Source organism: Actinacidiphila sp. DG2A-62, from assembly GCF_035825295.1.
Lineage (GTDB): Bacteria > Actinomycetota > Actinomycetes > Streptomycetales > Streptomycetaceae > Actinacidiphila.
In genome coordinates this window covers 8,315,357-8,333,567 of the sequence record NZ_JAYMGI010000002.1, presented here as the reverse complement: position 1 = coordinate 8,333,567, position 18,211 = coordinate 8,315,357, and the positions used below count along the sequence as shown (strand labels likewise).

The following is an 18,211-nucleotide window of genomic DNA, read 5'->3' as shown; positions in this document are numbered from 1 at the left end:
GGGTCCGGGTCTCGGACCCGGCTCCCGGCCCGGCTCACGCGGGTACGGCCGCGGGCGGCGCGACCTCGGCGCGCCAGGAGTCGGCGTGGTGACAGGCGACTTCCCGCGAGGCGCCGGCCGCGGCGGCGGCCTGCGCCCCGCCCGCCCCCGCCGCCACGGGACGCTCCCGCGCAACGGGTTCGGTGCGGCAGTCGTCGTCGGCGAACGGGCACCGCGCGGCGAAGACGCAGCCCGCGGGGTGGGCCGACCGGGCCGGGTCGGCCCAGGCCGGCGGGTCGCCGCGGCGCAGCCGGGCCGGGGCGAGGCCGTGTTCGCGGCGGACGCTGGGCGCGGAAGCGGTGAGCAGCGCGGTGTACGGGTGCAGGGGCCGGGCCAGCACGTCGGCCGTCGGGCCCTGCTCCACCAGCCGACCGCGGTAGAGGACGGCGATGCGGTCGGCGATGCCGGCCAGCGAGCTGAGGTCGTGGGAGATCAGCACGACCGCCATGTCGAGTTCGGTGCGCAGCCGGTCGAACAGCCGCAGCACGTGGTTGCGGTTGGAGGCGTCGAGCGCGCTCACCGGCTCGTCGGCGAGCAGCAGCCGGGGACGGGTGACCAGCGCCCGTGCGACGGCCACCCGCTGGCGCTGACCGCCGGACAGCCGTCCGGGCAGCCGGCCGGCGAGCGCCTCGTCCAGGCCCACCCGGCGCAGCGCCTCGGCGGCGCGCGCGTACCGCTCCTCGCGGCTGCCGGCGCCGGTGACCGCGAGCGGCTCGGCGACCAGGTCGCGTACGGCCATGTCGGGGTCGAGGGAGCGCAGCGGGTCCTGGAAGAGGTACTGCGCCACGCCGGTGCGCCGGAAGTCGCGCAGCGCCCGGCCGCGCAGGCCGGTGACCTCCCTGCCGTCCACGGCGATGCTGCCCGCGACGACCGGTGACAGGCCCACGACCGCGCGGGCCAGCGTGGTCTTGCCCGAGCCGGTCTCGCCGATCACGCCGAGGATCTCCCCGGCGCCGGCTCGCAGCGACACGCCCTCCAGGACGCTCTGCCCGGACCGTCCGCCGCGCCGCCCGAAGGCGACGGCGAGGGAGTCCACGCGCAGCAGCGGCTCGGCGGCGGCGCCGCCGTCCGGGATCGCGGCGGCGGCCGGCGCCGGGGACCCGGCGGCGGGGGCCGGCGCCGGGACGGTCGGGTCCGCGGCGGCGGGCTTGCCCGTCACGGCCTTCCCCGTCACAGGGTCCGCGGTGGTCGGGTCCGCGGTGCTCATGCGTCCACCTCCTCGGGTGCGGCGGCGGTCAGGCGGAGTTCGGCGTGGCGTATGCAGCGGGTGCGCCGGTCCTCTCCGGCCGCGGCGAGCGGCAGCACGTCGGAGGCGGTGCAAGCGGGGGCCGCGTAGGCGCACCGGTCGGCGAACCGGCAGCCGGCCGGGGCGGCGCCGGCCTCCGGCGGACGGCCTGGGATCACCGCGAGTTCGCGGCGCCGCCAGTCGCCGATCGAGGCGACCTTGAGCAGCGCCTCGGTGTACGGGTGGGCCGGCGCGGTCAGCACCTGCTCGGCGGGGCCGTCCTCGACGATCTCGCCGGCGTAGAAGACCAGGATGCGGTCGCACACCTCGGCCACCACCGCGAGGTCGTGGCTGACCAGCAGCAGGGCCAGGCCGCGGTCCTCGCGCAGCCGCGCCAGCAGGTCGAGGACCTCGGCCTGGACGACGGTGTCCAGCGCGGTGGTGGCCTCGTCGGCGACCAGCAGCGCCGGGTCGCCGCAGATCGCGGTGGCGATCAGGACGCGTTGCAGCATCCCGCCGGACAGTTCGAAGGGGTACTGGTGGTAGACCTCGGCGGGCCGGTGCAGGCCGACCGCGGCGAGCAGCTCGACGGCCCGGGCGCGGGCGTCGGCGCGGGACAGGCCCTGGCGCACCCGCAGCGGCTCGGTGAGCTGGCGGCCCACGGTGAGCGAGGGGTTGAGGTACGACGCGGGGTCCTGGAACACCGCGCCGAGGCTGACCCCGCGCAGCCGCTCCCAGCCGCGCCGGTCCAGCGCGGTCAGCTCGGTGCCGGCGAGCGTCGCGGTGCCGGCGGAGACCGCGCAGCCGGGCGGCAGCACCCCGAGGACCGAGCGGCAGGTCAGCGTCTTGCCGCTGCCCGACTCGCCGACCAGGCCGACCGCCTCCCCGGCCCGTACGGTGAAGGAGACGTCCCGGACGGCCTCGGTGCGGCCGCCGCCCACGGTGACGTGCAGGCCGCGCACGGCGAGCACGTCCTCCCGCGCGGCGCGCGGCGGGACCACGGCGGCGGGCGTCGCGGACGCGGGCGTCGCGGACTTCGACGCCGCGGATGTCGCCGCCGCGGATGCGGCGTCAGGCGGAGATACGGGCATCGGTCCTGCCTCCTCGGTCCTGCGCGTCGGGGTTCTCGTCGGCGCCGGTCGCGTCCGCGGGGTCCGGTACGCCGGCCGCGGGGTCCGGTACGCCGGCCGCGGGGTCGGTGCGAACGGCGGCGGCCGGGTCCGGGGCGCCCCGCTCCGGCTCGGGCGTCGCGCCGGCCGCGGCGGCGAGCGCGGCGTCGGCGTCGAGCGCGGCGAGCGCTCCGGGGCCGCCGCTGTCCCGCAGCGCGTCGGCGAGCAGGTGCAGCGCGCCCACCGTCACCATGACCAGCGCGCCGGGCAGCACCGGCGCCCACGGCTGCTGGGCGAGGAAGCCCAGGTCGGTGGCGAGCATGCCGCCCCAGGTGGCGGCGGGCGGCTGGACGCCGAGGCCGAGGAAGGTGAGCGAGGCGACCGTGAGCAGGCTGGTGGCCAGGGCCTGAGCGGTGGTGACCGCGACGGTCGGCAGGACCTTGCTCCATATGTGGGTGCGCAGCACCCGGGTGCGGGACGCGCCCATCAGCTCGGCGGCCTCCACGTACGGCGTCTGCCGCAGACCCAGCGCGGCGGCCCGGGTCACCCGGAAGAACAGCGGGGACAGCAGCACGCCCAGCGCCAGCATGGCCTGGTGCAGGCCGTTGCCGAGGACGCCGACCGCGGCGATGGCGAAGAGCGTAAACGGCAGCGTCATCAGCGCGTCGACCGCGCGCAGCGCGGTCCACTCGAAGGCCCGGCCCAGCCACAGCGACGCCAGGCCCGGCACGATGCCGAGCACCAGGGCCGCGCCGACCGCCTCCAGGGCGCCCGCGACGCTGAGCGCGGTGCCGGCCAGCAGCCGGCTGAGCACGTCGCGGCCGAGGTAGTCGGTGCCGAGCAGGTGCGCGCCGCTCGGGCCCTGGAGGATGTGGGCGGTGTCCTGGGCCAGCGGGTCCTGCGGCGCCAGTTGCCGCCCGAACACCGCGAGCACCGCGACGACGGCCAGGACGGCCAGCGCGACGCGCGCCAGCGGCAGCCGCCAGGTCAGCCGCAGGGTCCTCATCCGGGTCATGCCGCGGCCCTCCCGTCGGAGGGGCGGGTGCCGCGGCGGCGGGCGGCGGGGGTGAGCGCGGCCAGCGCGGCGTTGACCGCGAGGTTCGCGGCCAGCACGACGGCCACCGTGACCAGCAGCGTTCCCTGGATGACCGGGACGTCGTGCGACTGGGCGGACTGCAGGGCGAGTTGGGCGATGCCGGGCAGGTTGAAGATCTTCTCGGTGACGACCGCGCCGCCGATCAGCATCGGCACGCTCATGCCGAGCACGGTCAGCGCGGGGCCCGCGGCGTTGCGCAGCACGTGGCCGAAGAGCACCCGCCGCGCGGACAGTCCGCGCATCGCCGCGCCGGTCACGTAGTTCTCGCGCAGCGCGCCGACCAGCGAGGTCCGCAGCTGGCGGGCGATGTGCGCGGCGGCGTCCAGGCTGAGGGCGAACGCGGGCAGCAGCGCGTACCGCAGCCACTGCGCGGGGTTCTGCCCGAAGGGCACGTAGCCGCCGGAGGGCAGTGCGCCGAGCTTCACCGAGACGACGGTGATCAGGGCGATCGCCACCACGAAGGCGGGGACGGTGCCGAGCACCGCGCACACCGCGGTGATCGCGCGGTCGGTGCGTCCGCCGTTGCTGAGCGCGGCGGCGATGCCGGCCGCGCCGCCGAGGACCAGCGCGAACAGCAGCGCGAGGCCGGCGACGGACAGGTCGACCGGCAGCGCCTGGCCGATGCTTCTGGCGACCGGCAGGGTGGTGAACCAGGAGCGGCCGAGGTCGCCGTGCAGCGCGCCGGTGAGCCAGTCCGCGTACTGCACCACCAGCGGGCGGTCCAGGCCGAAGGCGTGGTTCATCCGCGCGATGTCGGCGGGGGTGGCGGTCTCGCCGAGCACCGCGGCGCCGGGGTTGGCGTCGGACAGCGCGCCGAGGCCGAAGGTCAGCACGGAGGAGAGCAGGAAGACCGTGGCGGCGCTGAGCAGTCCGCGGGCCAGCGGCACCGGGGCGCGGCCGGCCCGGCGCAGCCAGGGGTGCGGGCGCGCCGGGACGTCCGGGCCGGGCCCCGTGGGGTCCCCCGCGGTCCCGGGGCCCGCGGACTTCGCCGTGCTCCCGGCCGGTGCGGGTCCGGCGGCCGCGGGCCCGGCGGGGAGCGCGGCCCCCGCGGGCACTGCCGCGCTCATCGAACGGTCACCCCTTCGAACCGCTGCACCACGACGTCGGCGGGCAGCGCCGAGACCGCGCGGTTGCGGGCCAGGATGCGCGGCACGGTGTAGAGGAAGACGTTGGGCATGGTGCGTACCGCGAGCGCCGTGGCGGCCTGGAGCACCTTGGGGTAGTCCGGCGAGTCCAGCGGCGTCGCGGACACCTTGGCGACCGCGGCCTGGAGGTCGGCGGGCGTCCTGCGGCCGGGGTTCATCAGGCCCTGGGGGCCGAAGAGCACCTGGAACGCCTGGGCGGCGGAGTCGCGGCCGGCGAACTGGTCGGTGAAGAGCGCCTGGGAGTGCTGGACGTAGACGATCTGGGTGGTCTGGGCCTGCGGGATGACGCTGATCTTCGCCCGGAAGCCCGCCTCCTTCAGCTGTGCCTGGAGCTGCTCGGGCAGGCCCTCGGCGGCCGAGGTGGTCAGTGTGAGATCGACGCCGTCGGGGTGTCCGGCCTTGGCGAGCAGCGCGCGGGCCTTGGCGGGGTCGTGCGGGTACAGGCCGTCGGACGCGGCGTCGTGGCCGACGTAGCCGGGCGGGAAGGGCTGGTTGCTGACCGTGCCGTAGCCGAACTGCTGGGTCTTGAGCAGCGCCTGGCGGTCGACGGCGTACTGCAGGGCGAGCGCGACGTCGGGGTCGTCGAAGGGCGCCTTGGCGGTGTTGACGTCCAGCACCGAGACGACCATGGAGGGGATCACCTGGACCTCCAGGCCGGCCGCCTTGGCTGCGGCGACCTGGCTGCCGGGGATCTGGGCGACGTTGTACTGGCCGGACTGGAGCGCGGCGACGACCGTGGAGGCGTCGGGCAGCGGGTAGATCTCGAAGCCCTGGAGCTTGATGCTGGCGGCGTCCCAGTAGGCGGGGTTGCGGCGCAGCACGGCCTTGGCGTTCTGGGTGTAGGAGGTGAGGACGAAGGGGCCGGAGCCGACCGGCCTGCTCGCCAGGGACGCGGCGTCCGTCTCGAACGCCTTGGGGCTGACGATCATGCCGGTCTTGCCGGCGAGCAGATTGGGGATCTGGTAGTCGGCCTGGGTGAGCGCGAGGGTCACCGTGTCGGCGCCGGTGGCGGTGATCTCCTTGACATGCGCGAGCTGCGGCGCGACCAGGGACTTGGGGTCGGTCCTGCCGCGGTCCAGGCTCTTCTTCACCGCCGTGGCGTCGAGCGGGGTGCCGTCGCTGAAGGTGAGTTCGGGGCGCAGGGTGAAGGTGACGGACGTGCCGTCGGCGTTGTACTTCCAGCCGCTGGCCAGGGCCGGGACGGCGGCGCCCGCGGAGTCGAGCCGGGTCAGGCCGGAGTAGACGAGGGACAGCTCGTGGACGTCCCAGCCGGCGGAGGAGAAGACCGGGTCCCACGAGGTGGGCAGCGCCCAGCCCCATTTGAGGGTGCCGCCCGCCCCGGACGCGGTCGCCGGGGCGGCGGAACCGCCGCATGCGCTGAGGGCCAGGGCGGCGCCTGCGCCGAGGCCGAGTCCGAGGAAGGAGCGTCTGCCGAGCGCGGGCATGGCTGCGGAGTTCATGATGGCGTGTCACCTTCTGTGGAGCGCGCCGGGGACACTTCCGGCCGGGCGGGGTCCGGGAGTGGGGGCGGCGCGGGACAGCGCGCCGGGGCATGCCGGGGGCGCGGTGCGGGGTACGGGACGGCACGAACCGCGCGGGCGGGCGCGGCGGGGCACGGGAGGGATGCGGGACGGGCGGGTCCGGCGCGGGAGAGGAGTCCGGCGGCGGGAGCGGGCCCGGGGTCCGCGTCGCGGCGGCGACCGTTCGCGGGACGGCGCGGGGCCGGTCGGGAAGCGGTCAGGGACCGTCGGCGGCGTAGTGTCCGGGGCTCACCGGGGCCGACTCAGGGCCGGTACGGGCGGGTCAGCGACACAGAGCGCTGCAGGTGCGCCGGAAGTCCACGTAGCGGCACACCACGTCGGGGTGCGTCTTCAGCATGCGCCCATCCTGGGGGCGGACCGCACGCACTGTCAATGGACACCAAAAGGTGTCTCATTGCCTGGACGGCTGTTGAGCAGGGCGGGATGCCCCGCGGCCTCGTCCGGGTGCAGCCACAGCGGACCGCCGGGGGTGTCGATCCGCAACGCCCACGCGGGGGCCGCGCGTTCCTCGGTGAGCAGCTCCAACTCCGGTGCGGTCAGCGTGCGGTGGAGGTCCAGGGCGTCGTCCGCCGACAGCGGCCGCGGCTGCGGCCAGGGACCGGGGAGGACCTCCGAAAGCGCCTGCGCGTACGCCTCTAAAGGCCGCCGGCCGGGGACCACGCGGGTGCCGCCGGGGCCGCGCAGGAGCAGCGTCGGCAGGGCGTAGCGGTGGCCGCCGCCGTCGAGTTCCTTGGCGGCGCCGGGGTGCGGCGGGGGGCCGTCGAGGTCCAGCACCTCGGGCAGCGGGCGGCGGGCCTCGGCGCGGTCGGCGCGCACCGAGTCGGCGACGGCGGGCGAGGCGGCGTCGGCGCTCAGCCGCCCGGTGTCCAGGCCGGGCACGGCGCGCAGGCAGGCCAGCACCCGCTGCGGGGTGTCGGCGGGCGCGCCGAGCACGAACTCCGACTCCCGCAGCCGGCGCAGGACGCGCTCGGCGACCAGCGGCCCCTGCGCCTGCGCGGCGCGGGCGGCCAGCGAGGCGGGCCAGCTGCTCAGCGCGACGCGGTCCAGGGCGTGCGGCCGCGGCGCGCCGGTGTGGGCGCACACCTCGGCGACGTAACCGGAGTACCAGGCGGCCTCCGCCGCAGGGTCGGGGGCCGGGTCCTCGCCCTCGTCGAAGAGGATCGCGTACGCGCGCCGCCAGCGGACCCGCACCCCGGGCCTGGCCCGCAGCCGGGCGCGCAGCAGGCGGAACTCCGGCTCGGAGCCCCACGCCCACGGGCACAGCGGGTCGGTGTACTCGACCACGTCGAGCACCGGCTCGCGGTCGCGGCCGGCCGCGGGCCGCGGGCGCGCGGTCACACCGGGGCCCGCTCGGCGAGCAGCGAGGCGAGCGTGGTGCGGGACAGGATGCGCCGCGCGCCGTCCTCCACCGAGCGCCAGACGTCGGGCAGGCCGGCGGCGGGGCCCGGGTAGGCGAGGCCGGGCAGCGGGTCGCCGCGCAGCGTCATCAGCTCGCCGTCGACCGCGAGCGCCACGTCGAGCAGGCTGATCTCGGCGGGGTCGCGGCCCAGCCAGTAGCCGCCCTCGCAGCCGCGCTGGCTGCGCACCAGGCCGGCCCTGCGCAGGTCGCCGACGACCGATTTCAGGAACCGGAACGGGATCTCCTGCGAGGCCGCGATGCTCTCGCAGGTGAGCGGCCGGTCGCTGTCCCGGGCGAGTTCGAGCAGCGCGCGGACGCCGTAGTCCGCCTTCGCCGAAATATGCATACGCGCCATTATCGCCGCGCCGCGCGCAATGGACACCTCTTGACATCCTTTCCGGGCGGCTTCTACGGTCCAGGCAGCGGCCGGATCTCGGGCGGGTTCCGGCGCGCCCGCCGCGCTGCGGCGCACTCCCGTCGAGACCCCAGGACAGGACACCCATGACCGCATCGCCCGCCCCCTCGGCCGGGTCCCCCGCCCACGACGGCTTCCACCCGGACCTGCCGGACCGCTCCCCCGACGAGGCCGGCGCCGGCCGCTCCGCGCGCGCCCGGGTGCACCACGTGCGCGCCGGCGACCTGGACGGCGACACCGCGCAGACCGGTGGGATGCGGCGGTTCGCCGCGATCAGCGGGGCACGGGTCGGCTCGGAGCGGATGTGGATGGGCCAGACGCACGTGGCCCCCTCGACCGCGTCCGCCGACCACCACCACGGGGAGTCGGAGACGGCGATCCACGTCGTCAGCGGCCACCCCGAGTTCGTGTTTTTGGAAGACGGCGGCGACGGACCGCGCGAGGTGCGGCTGCGCACCTCGCCCGGCGACTACGTCTTCGTGCCGCCCTACGTGCCGCACCGCGAGGAGAACCCGGACCCGGACGAGGAGGCGGTCGTGGTGATCGCCCGCAGCACGCAGGAGGCCGTGGTGGTCAACCTGCCGGGGTTGTACGTGCTGGACCCCTCGGACCCGGCGGCACCCCCGGCACCCCCAGCATCGGCGGGGCGCGCGGCGAGCGAGCCGTCCGAGCCGTCGCAGTGCGCGTGACCGGCAGCGGACGGGGGGCGCGCCGGGGGGTGTCGACCCGCGGCCCGCGGGTTCCGAGGATGGGGGCCATGACCGAGCGCCGGCGTCGCACGCCGTACCCGCCCCGGACCGCGCGATGTCCGCGCACCGGCGCGTGCCGCTCGCACCGCTGAGCCGGTGACGGGAAGCCGTCACCGGACCGCGTCGCCGCAGCCGCAGCGCCCCCGCTCGCCCATCGCCACGGCCCCCGCGCACGAGCGCGCCCGCCGGGGCGCCCTCGCAGCGATCGGAAGCTGATGAGCCCGGAATACCTGTGGTACCTCCCCAACACCGTCGCGCCGGGCCACCGCGGTGACGACAGCACGGCCGGCTGGGGCTCGGTCGACTTCTCGACGGACCTCGCGCTGACGGCCGAACGCCACGGCTGGGGCGGCGCGCTGCTCGGCGCCGGGTGGGGACGGCCGGACACGTTCACCCTGGCCACCGCGCTGGCCGCCAGGACCACGACGTTCAAGCCGCTGATCGCGGTGCGGCCCGGGTACTGGCAGCCGGCGCACTTCGCCGCCGCCGCGGCCACGCTCGACCAGCTCAGCCGCGGCCGGGTGCTGGTGAACGTGGTGAGCGGGGTGGACACCCCCGCCGCCTACGGGGACACGACCGTCGACCCCGCGCGGCGCTACGCCCGCACCCGGGAGTTCCTGCACCTGGTGCGGCGGCTGTGGACCGAGGAGTCGGTCGACTTCGCCGGCGAGCACTTCCACGTGGCGGGCTCGACCCTCGCGTCACGTCCCTACCCGGCCGAGGAGCGGCGGCACCCGACGCTGTTCTTCGGCGGCGCGTCCGAGGCGGCCGAGCGCGTCGCGGCGGCGGAGGCCGACGTCCAGCTGTTCTGGGGCGAGCCACTGGACGGGATCGCCGAGCGGGTGGACCGGCTCAGGACGCTGAGCGCGCGGCTGGAACGCCGCCACCGGCCGCTGGAGTTCGGCCTGCGCGTCACCACCGTGGTGCGGGACACGAGCGAGGAGGCGTGGGCCGCCGCGGAGCGGAAGGTCGCGCGGATGGCGGCCGGCCCCGCGGAGAGCTTCTGGACCGGTGACCGCACGGCCGCGGTCGGGCAGCGGCGGCTGGCCGGCCTCGCGCGGCGCGGCGACGTCCTCGACACCTGCCTGTACACCGCCCCCGGCCGGTTCGGCGGCGAGGGCGCGGGCACCACCTGGCTGGTCGGCTCCGCCGAGGAGGTGGCCGCCGCGCTGCACGCCTACCGCGCGCTCGGCGTCAGCCACTTCGTGCTCTCCGACACCCCGTACAAGCAGGAGACCGCCCGCGTCGGCGACGCCCTGCTGCCGCTGCTGCGCGAGCCGGGCGCGGCCCCGGAGGGCGGCGTGGGCGCCGGGCCGCACGCCGGGCCGCACGCCGGGCCGGACGCCGGGGCGGACCCGCGAGGTGCGAGCGCCGGCGCTGCGGACGCGCGCGACGCCGCACCTACGGGGACGACGCCGGCCGGCTCGGTATCGGCGGCGCCGTGCTCGACGTGACCGCGTTCGTGGCCGCCGCGCCGGCGAACGATTTGTTGGCCGAGCACCTGACGCGCCGTCGCGCGGCCGGGCGGGCGGCCGGCGTGTCGCGGTGAGCCGCCGTGTCCCGAGGAGTCCGTGGTGCCCGGCGGGCCGCCGCTGCGCCGCGTCGCCGTGAGCCGCCGCGGGGGCGGTGTGCGGCGGGCGGTCAGCTGTCGCGGACGGGGCCGGCTCCTCGCGGTCGTGGTGCGCGGTGTCCGGGAGCGGGGCGACCGCGGCGGTGACGAGCGCGGCGACGCCGAGGAGCACCGCGACGGAGGTGAGCGAGCGCAGCACGGTGACGTGGTCGGCGAACAGGCCGACCGAGGGCGGCCCGGCGAGGAAGGCGCAGTAGCCGATGGAGGCGATGACGCTGACCCGGCCTGCGGCGTACCGCTGCTCGTCGGCCCCCGCGCTCATGCCGACCGGGAAGCCCAGCGAGGTGCCGAAGCCCCACAGCAGCGCGCCGGCGAAGGCCGCGGGCGCCGCCGGGGCGAACACGAACAGCAGCGTGCCGGCGATGCCCAGCGCGGCCAGCAGCCGCAGCACCGGCACCCTGCCGTACCGGTCGAGCAGCGCGGGGCCGAACCAGCGGCCGACGGTCATCGCCGACAGGAACACCGCGAAGGCGAGGGTGCCGACCACGGCGGGCGTGTCGTAGCCGTCGATGACGGCGATGCTGATCCAGTCGTTGCCGGTGCCCTCGGCGAAGGCGAAGGCGAGGACGAAGACGCCGATCAGCAGCGTGCGCGGCTCCCGCCAGGCGGCGAGCGCGCCGCGCGCGGGCGCGCCGTCCGCGGCCGGCTCCTCGGGCTCGGTCCCGTCGGGGACGAAAGCGCGGGTGGCCCGGGGGACGGCGAGGGCGACGACCGCCGCGACGATCAGCAGGTGCGCGGTGACGGGCACGTGCAGCGCGACCATCGCCGCGCCGATCAGGGCGCCCACGACGGTGCCGAGGCTGTCGCCGGCGTGGAACCGGGACATGATCGAACGGCCGAGGTGGCGCTCGACGACCGCGCCGTGGACGTTCATCGCCACGTCCCAGGCGCCGTTGCCGAAGCCGAGGAAGAACAGCCCGATCACCACCGGGACCAGGCCGCCGAGGTAGCCGAGCGCGACCGTGGACAGCGCCACGGCGAGCAGCAGCGACATCCCGGCGACCGTGCGCCGCGAGCCGACGCGGTGCACGACGGGCCCGGCGAGCGGCAGAGCCACCAGCGAGCCGGCGGCGATCGCGAGCAGCACCAGGCCGAGTTCGGCCGGCGAGAGGCCGAGGTGGTCGCGGACCTGGGGGATCCGCGAGGCCCAGCTGGCGAAGGCGAGGCCGCACCCGGTGAAGACGGTGTACGTGCTCCTGACGGCGCGGCGTATCTCCTCGGGTGTCGGGGCTGCGGCGGCGGACGTCATGGGCGGGCGCTCCGGGGGGTCGTGGGCGTGCCGGGGTCCCCCGGGCGGGGTGCCGGCGGCGGGTGCGGTCGGTACGGGTCGGGTACGGCGGGCGACGGCGGGGGCGCAAGGCTCGGCGGCTGCGGTCGGCCGCCGCCAGGGTTCGGCGGCTGCGGCGGGGCCGTCAGCGGGTGATACGGCGCAGCGCGTGCCGTACCTGGGCGGCGGACAGGGGGTCGGTGGACAGCGCCTGGTGCAGGACGAGCCCCTCGACCAGCGCGTCCAGCTCGCGCGCGGTGACGGGGTCGAAGTGTCGTTCCAGGGCGCGCCGGCTGCGCAGCATCCAGGACTCGGTGACCGTGCGCAGCTCGGGCCTGCGGGCCGCGGCGAGGTACAGCTCGACCGCGAGGACCAGCGCGCGCTCGGGCGCGAGCAGGTCGCGCGCCAGGTGCTGCGCGAGCGATTCGAGCGCCGCCTCCCGGTCGGCGGCGGCGCGCATCCGCTTCTCCAGCGCGTCGGCGATCACCTGCGCGTGGTGGCTGAAGGCCGCCGCGAGCAGGTCGTCGAGGGTGCGGAAGTGGTAGGTGGTCGACCCGAGCGGCACATCGGCGGCGCGTGCGATGACGCGGTGGGAGGCGCCGGCCACGCCGTGCTCGGCGATCACCTCGAGCGCGGCGGCGATCAGCCGCTCGCGGCGGCCGGGGTCGTAGCGGCGCGTGCGGCGGACCCGCTCCCCGGGCCGGTCCCGGCCGCGTGCCCGCCGCCGGGGCGCCCGGCCCGGTCGGGCCCGGCCCCGGGGAGCCGGCCGGCGGCGCGGGCCCGGTCCCCCGCGGAGGTCTCGGTGATCATGCGGCCGAGCGTACGCAACGCTGTGGACGCCCGTCCACAGCGATTCCCGCGCGGCGCACCGGTCCGCACGGCGTCCGTCCCGCGCGGCATCCGTCCCGCGCGGTCGCGGCCGTCCGCACGGCCCGGCGTCCGGCCGGGTCGGGCGCGGACGACGGGAACGCCATCGGGTTGAACGGCCCGCGCCCGCCGGACCGCTCCGTCCGCCGGCCCCGCGCCGGGCCGGCGGACGGACCCCGCGTCCGCTCACGTGGACGCCGACGGGGTCGCGGGCCCTAGCCGGCCGGGCGCACCTCGGCGATCTGGTGGCGGGAGCGCTCCAGCAGCCCCGCCGAGTAGTACGGATCGGCCGCGTACTTCGCCGTGTACGCCGCGTCGACCCGGTCCTTCAGCGCCTCGTCGGCGACCGGCGCGAAAGTGGCCGCGCCCTCGTCGCCGGCGGTCCTGACGATCCCGGCGCGCTCCCGCACCGCGGCGGCGAACCAGCGGGACGCCGGGTTGGCGGACCTGACGTAGACCGCGCCGTCCACGACGGCCGACCAGACCCGGATCAGGGTGCCGGGCGTCACGCCGTCCTCACGGTAGGGCGCGACGTGGAAGTCGTCGCGGGCGGCGAGGCCGGCGAGGACCCCGGGCGGCCAGGCGGACGGCGTCACTTCTCCTCGATCCGGCCGAGCGGGTCGGGGGCCGCCGCCAGTTCCGCGACCGCCGTCTTCCAGGCGGCCGGGTCGACGCCGAGCGCGCCGCGCAGGTAGGCCGTGGTGACCCGCTGGACGAGGGCGACGCGCTCGGGGCTCTCGTCGGTGGTCTCCTTGCTGCCCTCGCCGACGATGCCGCCGAGGCCGTGCTCGGCGCCGAACAGCGTGAGCAGGCTCGTGGCGCCCGGGCTCAGCCGGTAGGGGTCGGTGAACCAGTCCGGGCCGCGGACCGACAGCGCGGACTGGTCGTGGTCGCCCGCGACGACGAGGGACGGCGTGGCCAGCGCGCTGAAATCGGGGTTCATGAAGGCGAAGTTCTCCGCGGCGAACGGCGTCAGGTCGGCGCCGCCGGTGCCGGGCGTGGCGAGCAGCACGCCCGCGGACACCCGCGGGTCGGACCGGTCCTCGCCGGTGCCGCCGTCGGCGTCCAGGACGCGGGCGCCCAGCAGCATGCTCGCCGTCTGGCCGCCCCAGGAGTGCCCGGCGACCGCGACGCGGCCGCGGTCGACCCGCCCGGCGAGGCCGGGCACCGCGTCCTCGACCAGGTCGAGGCGGTCCAGCACCCGGGTCAGGTCGTCCACGCGGATGCGCCAGATCAGCGGGGTGCGGGGGTCCTCCGGCGGCAGGGCCAGCGACCGGGAGTCCAGGTGGGTGGGCTGGACCACCACGAAACCGTGCGCCGCCCAGAAGTCCGCGAGCGGCGCGTAGCCGTCCAGGGACCAGCCGAAGCCGTGCGAGAAGACGACGACGGGCAGGTCCCGGCCCGTCGTCGGGGCGGACACCCGCACGCGCAGGTCCTCGCCGCGGTCCGGCGCCGGGACGACGACCGGCTTGACGGAGACGAGCGGGGTGGCGGCGCCGGTGGCCGCGTCGGCGGCCGGGGCGTCCGACGGGGTGGAGTGATGTGTGGTCATGTGACATCCGTTCGGGACAAGAGGAGCGGCGGGCCGCCGCACGGCGTGGCCGCCGGGGGCGCCGCTCGGGGCATCATAAAAAGCGGAACACCGCTCCGAAAATCATACGGAGCAATGTTCCGCTTCGCAAGCGAGCCGCGGCACGCGCTGTCCCTCGCGCCCTGCGCCGGGCCGGCCCGGTCAGGCGCCGGCGCCGCCGTCGACCGGCAGGATCGCGCCGGTCACGTAGGAGGCCCGATCGCTGAGCAGCCACGCGGCCGCCTCGGCGATCTGCCGGGGCTCGGCCATCGCGCCCAGCGGGATCGACCTGGTCATCCGCTCGACGGTGCCGGGGCTCGCCGCTTCCCAGGCGTCGATCATCTCGGTGGAGGTGCCGCCGGGGGTGATGCCGTTGACCCGGATCCGGTCGCCGGCCCAGTTCACCGCGGCGGTCTCGGTGAGGCTGTTGAGCGCGCGCTTCATGGCGCCGTAGGCGGGCAGGGCCGGGTTCGCGCGGCGGCTGCCGATGCTGGACGTGTTGACGATGGCCCCGCCGCCGCCCCGCCGCATGAGGGCGGCCTCGGCGGTCATGGCGGTCCAGTGCGCCCGAAAGTTCACGGCGAACTGCTCGTCGATGTCCTCGTCGCTGGTGGTCTCGACCGGGCCGACCTGCCGCTGCGGGACCGCGCCGTTGTTGAAGGCGCCGTCGAGCCGTCCGTGCAGCTCTGCGACGCGGTCGACGGCGGCGCGGATGCTCGCGCGGTCGGCGAGGTCCAGGGGGACCGCGTCGGCGGCGCCGCCGCCGGCGCGGATCTCGGCGGCGATCTTCTCCAGGGCGTCGGCACCGCGCGCCGCGAGCACGACGGCGGCGCCCTCGGCGGCGAACAGCCGGGCCGCGGCCGCGCCGATGCCGCGGCTGGCGCCGGTGACGAGGACGACCTTGCCGGTGAGCAGGCCGATGGGTGCGGTGGTGTGGGTTTCTCCTGTCATGCCACCACCGTCGTTCCGGCCAGCGAGCGGATACAGGCACAGCCAGTACTACGATCGGCCGCCGGCAGGCGGGGACACTGGCCCCATGGACAAACAGGAACTCGGGGCATTCCTCCGCAGCCGCCGTGAGCGGCTGCGGCCACAGGACGTCGGTCTCCCCTCCGGTCCTCGGCGCAGGACCCCGGGGCTGCGCCGCGAGGAGATCGCGGTCCTGGCGCACATCTCCACGGAGTACTACGTCCGGCTCGAACAGGGCCGGGCGCCGCGCCCGTCGGCCGAGGTCCTCGCCGGGATCGCGGGCGCCCTGCGGCTGACCGACGCCGAGTCCGACCACCTGCACCTCCTGGCCGGCACCGCGCCGGCGGCCGGCGCCAGGACGCACCGGCGCGACGTCCGGCCCAGCGTCCTCGCACTTCTCCAGCGGCTGCCGCGCACGGCCGGCTTCGTGATGTCCGCGGTGTTCGAGGTGCTCGCCTGGAACGACCTCGCGGCCGCGCTCATGGAGGACTTCGACCGGCTCCCGCCCGAGGGGCGCAACCTCGCGCGCCGGGCGTTCCCCGGGCCGGGGCAGGACGGCGCGTCGCCCTACGGGCTCTCCGACGCCGCCGAGTTCCGGCTGGGCGTCGTGACGCAGCTGCGCGCCGCCTGCGCCCGCTATCCCGCCGATCCCGCGGTGACCGGCCTGGTCGGCGAACTGCGTGACACCAGCGCGGACTTCGCCCGGCTCTGGGAGCGCCACGACGTCCAGCCCGTGCCGACGCTCACCAAGACCTTCCGCCACCCGACGGTCGGGGAGATCACCGTCGACTGCGACAACCTCGCCCTCACCGACAGCGACCAGCACCTCGTGCTCTACAGCGCGCCGCCGGGCTCCCCCGGCGCCGAGGCGCTGGCCCTGCTGGACGTCCTCGGCGCGGGGGCGAGCCACTACCCGCGGTAGGGCGTGCCGTCCTGTTCGCCGGCGGGTCGGCGGACCAGGCGGCCGGCCAGGAGGTTGGGGTCCTTCCCAGTGGTGTAGGCGGCGCTGAGCACGTACAGGGTGCTGCCGCGCAGCGCGACCGAGGTGGGTCCGTCCAGGCCGTCGGCCGCGCCGAGGAGGGTGGCGTGGCTGCCGTCGCCGCGCACCAGCACCACCTGGTCGGGGACGTTGAGGGCGGCGGCGATGTCGTCCCCGTGGCCGGTGAAGGCGAAGTCGTCGATCCCGGCCAGGCCGGCGGCGACGGTGCGCGGACGTCCCGCCGAGCCGTCGCCGGTGATCGGCAGGCGCAGCACGGTCCCCCGGTCGAGGTTGGTCGCCCACAGCGAACCGCCGTGCACCTTCAGGCCGTTGACACCCAGGAAGCCGGTGGAGGCCAGCTCGGGGGCGTGGCTCCACACCTGCGGCGAGCCGCCGGACACCGGCACCCGGTAGACCGCGCCGCGCACCGAGTCCGCGACGTACAGCGTGCCGGTCCCCGCGTCCAGGGCCAGTCCGTTGGGCAGGCCGTCGGCCGGCAGCGCGGCGATGCGCTCGGGGCGTCCGCCGGGGCGCAGCCGCCACAGCCCGGTGAGGTCGGCGGTGCCGGTGGCGTAGAGGACGTAGAGCGTGCCGTCGGCGGCGCGCACCAGGCCCGTGGTCAGCGGGAAGCCGAGCGCGGGCGTGTGGACGCCGCCGTCGGCGGGGGCGGGCAGGGCGGCCAGCACTCGGGTGCACCCCTCAGGCGTGATCTCGGCGATCTGCCGGGCGCCGGCGAAGGTGACCGCGAGGCCGCCGCCGGGTTCGAGCGCGACGTTCTCCGGCGACTGGCCGGCGCCCGCGTCGAAGTGGACGACGACATGAGCGTCGGCCACCGAGGGTCCGCCGCCGGGCGGGCAGAACCCGGTGAGCGTCACGGCGGCGGCCAGCGCGGCGGATGCGAGCAGGGAGACACGGGAAACGGACATCTGGTCCTTCTTCGGGTCGGTGCGGGTGGTGCGCGGGCAGGGGGCACCGGCTCCGCTGCCGTGACGGGCGGGCAGGGAGCGGGGGCCGGTGGGCGCTACGCCGGGCGCGGGGCGGTGGACGCCGCCGCCGGCGCGCGGCGGTCGAGGGGCTCTACGCGGAGGGCGCCGCGGTGGAAGGCCGTGCGGCGGGCCGCCGGGCCGGCTCGCCGCGCGCGAGCCCGTGGGTGAGCAGGGTGAGGGCCGCCTGCGCGGCCGACCCCTCCTCGGCCGTCGCGACGACGATGCGCGGGCCGCGACCGCCGGGGCTCTGCAGGGTCTGCTGGGTGAGGGTCAGCTCGCCGACCAGCGGATGCCGCATCGTGTAGGCGGCGACGTCGCACGCCACCACCTGGTGGTCGGCCCACCAGCGGGCGAAGTCCGGGCTGCGCATCGTCAACTCGCCGATCAGCGCGGCCAGTCCCGGATCGTCGGGGAACTCCCTCGCGGTGATGCGCAGGCCCCCCACCACGGCCTTGGCCTTGTCCTCCCAGCGCGCGTAGAGCTCCCGGGTGTGCGGGTCGAGGAAGACCAGCCGCGCCATGCAGGGCCGCGTGTCCGGCGTGTCGGGATCGGCGGCGCCGAGGTGGCCGGCGAACAGCGCGTGGCCCGCGCGGTTCCAGGCGAGCACGTCGGTGCGGCGTCCGAGGACGACGGCCGGGGTGTCGCCGAGCGCCGCGAGCAGCGCCCGGGTCTCGGGGGTGACCCGCTCCGGGCGCGGGCGCGCGGCGCGCCGCCGGCGCGGCTGCTCGGCGAGCGCGTGCAGGTGCTCCCGCTCGGGTTCGTCCAGCCGCAGGGCCGAGGCGATGGCGTCCAGCACCTCCGCCGAGGCGCCCAGCGCCTGGCCCTGCTCCAGCCGCGCGTAATAGGGGACGCTGACCCCGGCGAGCAGGGCGAGTTCCTCCCTGCGCAGTCCCGGCACCCGGCGCCGGTCCCCGTAGGTGGGAAGGCCCACGTCGGCGGGGCGCACCTGGCGTCGGCGGGCCTGGAGGAAGTCGGCGAGCTGCCCCTGTCGGTTCATGCCTTCAGTGTGGGCCGCGCGGCGCGGCGGTGCCGCACCCTGCCAGGGTGCGGTCCGCGCGGTGGTGCGGCCCGCACGCCGCACAGGCCACGCACAGACCGCGCACAGACCCCGCGAGGCGCCGGGCCCGCCGAGGCACTGGGGCGTGAAAGCGCTCTCCGCACCTCTTGACGTCTTGGCATAGACCAATTTCAATCAATCGTCGCCCACATCGCACCACGCGCTCCA

Annotated in this window: 17 protein-coding genes and 1 pseudogene; 3 read left to right on the top strand and 15 right to left on the bottom strand. The window is 76.8% G+C overall.

What is annotated here, in order from left to right; translation table 11 throughout:
• Positions 1 to 34 precede the first annotated feature (34 nt).
• The 7 genes from VSR01_RS36530 to VSR01_RS36500 form a co-directional block, all read right to left on the bottom strand.
• Entirely contained in the window at positions 35 to 1,114 is a 1,080-nt protein-coding gene (locus tag VSR01_RS36530) for an ABC transporter ATP-binding protein (protein ID WP_442785749.1), read from the bottom strand.
• A 128-nt stretch (positions 1,115 to 1,242) separates the two neighbouring features.
• Positions 1,243 to 2,355: an ABC transporter ATP-binding protein gene (locus VSR01_RS36525; protein ID WP_326453257.1), complete on the bottom strand. Its 1,113-nt coding sequence runs from the start codon at positions 2,353 to 2,355 to the stop codon at positions 1,243 to 1,245.
• A complete protein-coding gene (locus VSR01_RS36520) occupies positions 2,336 to 3,388 on the bottom strand; it encodes an ABC transporter permease (RefSeq protein ID WP_326453256.1) in 1,053 nt (350 codons plus the stop codon). Before VSR01_RS36520 ends, VSR01_RS36525 begins: the two co-directional genes overlap by 20 nt.
• Positions 3,385 to 4,536 (bottom strand): ABC transporter permease, encoded by a 1,152-nt coding sequence (locus tag VSR01_RS36515; protein WP_326453255.1) that lies wholly within the window; start codon positions 4,534 to 4,536, stop codon positions 3,385 to 3,387. Before VSR01_RS36515 ends, VSR01_RS36520 begins: the two co-directional genes overlap by 4 nt.
• A complete protein-coding gene (locus VSR01_RS36510) occupies positions 4,533 to 6,074 on the bottom strand; it encodes an ABC transporter substrate-binding protein (RefSeq protein WP_326453254.1) in 1,542 nt (513 codons plus the stop codon). The genes VSR01_RS36515 and VSR01_RS36510 overlap by 4 nt, the downstream gene beginning before the upstream one ends.
• A 450-nt stretch (positions 6,075 to 6,524) precedes the next feature.
• On the bottom strand, positions 6,525 to 7,493 hold the full coding sequence (locus VSR01_RS36505; protein WP_326453253.1) for a DsbA family protein: 969 nt from the start codon (positions 7,491 to 7,493) through the stop codon (positions 6,525 to 6,527).
• The gene (locus VSR01_RS36500) at positions 7,490 to 7,900 is read right to left on the bottom strand and encodes an RrF2 family transcriptional regulator (RefSeq protein ID WP_326453252.1); all 411 of its coding nucleotides are present in this window, start codon (positions 7,898 to 7,900) and stop codon (positions 7,490 to 7,492) included. The genes VSR01_RS36505 and VSR01_RS36500 overlap by 4 nt, the downstream gene beginning before the upstream one ends.
• A gap of 155 nt (positions 7,901 to 8,055) precedes the next feature.
• On the opposite strand from VSR01_RS36500, the gene VSR01_RS36495 reads away from it, so the two are divergent.
• Positions 8,056 to 8,658 carry a cupin domain-containing protein gene (locus VSR01_RS36495; RefSeq protein ID WP_326453251.1) on the top strand — a complete coding sequence of 201 codons (603 nt, stop codon included), beginning with the start codon at positions 8,056 to 8,058 and terminating at the stop codon, positions 8,656 to 8,658.
• Positions 8,659 to 8,933: 275 nt separating this feature from the next.
• Entirely contained in the window at positions 8,934 to 10,172 is a 1,239-nt protein-coding gene (locus VSR01_RS36490; RefSeq protein ID WP_326453250.1) for an LLM class flavin-dependent oxidoreductase, read from the top strand.
• A 426-nt stretch (positions 10,173 to 10,598) separates the two neighbouring features.
• On the opposite strand, the pseudogene VSR01_RS38170 reads toward VSR01_RS36490, so the two are convergent.
• From VSR01_RS38170 to VSR01_RS36455, 6 genes and pseudogenes are all read right to left on the bottom strand, one after another.
• A pseudogene (locus tag VSR01_RS38170) lies at positions 10,599 to 11,597 on the bottom strand (MFS transporter); the annotation flags it as partial.
• 163 nt (positions 11,598 to 11,760) lie between these two features.
• On the bottom strand, positions 11,761 to 12,240 hold the full coding sequence (locus VSR01_RS36475) for a TetR/AcrR family transcriptional regulator (protein WP_326453247.1): 480 nt from the start codon (positions 12,238 to 12,240) through the stop codon (positions 11,761 to 11,763).
• Between the two features lie 17 nt (positions 12,241 to 12,257).
• Positions 12,258 to 12,425 carry a hypothetical protein gene (locus VSR01_RS36470; protein WP_326453246.1) on the bottom strand — a complete coding sequence of 56 codons (168 nt, stop codon included), beginning with the start codon at positions 12,423 to 12,425 and terminating at the stop codon, positions 12,258 to 12,260.
• A 272-nt stretch (positions 12,426 to 12,697) separates the two neighbouring features.
• Positions 12,698 to 13,078 (bottom strand): DUF2255 family protein, encoded by a 381-nt coding sequence (locus VSR01_RS36465; RefSeq protein WP_326453245.1) that lies wholly within the window; start codon positions 13,076 to 13,078, stop codon positions 12,698 to 12,700.
• Positions 13,075 to 14,034 carry an alpha/beta hydrolase family protein gene (locus tag VSR01_RS36460; RefSeq protein WP_326453244.1) on the bottom strand — a complete coding sequence of 320 codons (960 nt, stop codon included), beginning with the start codon at positions 14,032 to 14,034 and terminating at the stop codon, positions 13,075 to 13,077. The genes VSR01_RS36465 and VSR01_RS36460 overlap by 4 nt, the downstream gene beginning before the upstream one ends.
• 180 nt (positions 14,035 to 14,214) lie before the next feature.
• A complete protein-coding gene (locus tag VSR01_RS36455; protein WP_326453243.1) occupies positions 14,215 to 15,003 on the bottom strand; it encodes an SDR family NAD(P)-dependent oxidoreductase in 789 nt (262 codons plus the stop codon).
• An 85-nt stretch (positions 15,004 to 15,088) separates the two neighbouring features.
• Here VSR01_RS36455 and VSR01_RS36450 point away from each other — a divergent pair, with 85 nt between their 5' ends.
• Positions 15,089 to 15,943 (top strand): helix-turn-helix transcriptional regulator, encoded by an 855-nt coding sequence (locus VSR01_RS36450; RefSeq protein ID WP_326453242.1) that lies wholly within the window; start codon positions 15,089 to 15,091, stop codon positions 15,941 to 15,943.
• Here the strand turns inward: VSR01_RS36450 and VSR01_RS36445 are convergent.
• Both VSR01_RS36445 and VSR01_RS36440 read right to left on the bottom strand, forming a co-directional pair.
• Positions 15,931 to 16,926: a hypothetical protein gene (locus tag VSR01_RS36445; protein WP_326453241.1), complete on the bottom strand. Its 996-nt coding sequence runs from the start codon at positions 16,924 to 16,926 to the stop codon at positions 15,931 to 15,933. The two genes, VSR01_RS36450 and VSR01_RS36445, sit on opposite strands and share 13 nt — an antisense overlap.
• Positions 16,927 to 17,077: 151 nt before the next feature.
• Complete coding sequence (locus tag VSR01_RS36440) at positions 17,078 to 17,983, bottom strand: helix-turn-helix domain-containing protein (RefSeq protein WP_326453240.1); 906 nt, start codon at positions 17,981 to 17,983, stop codon at positions 17,078 to 17,080.
• Positions 17,984 to 18,211 lie beyond the last annotated feature (228 nt).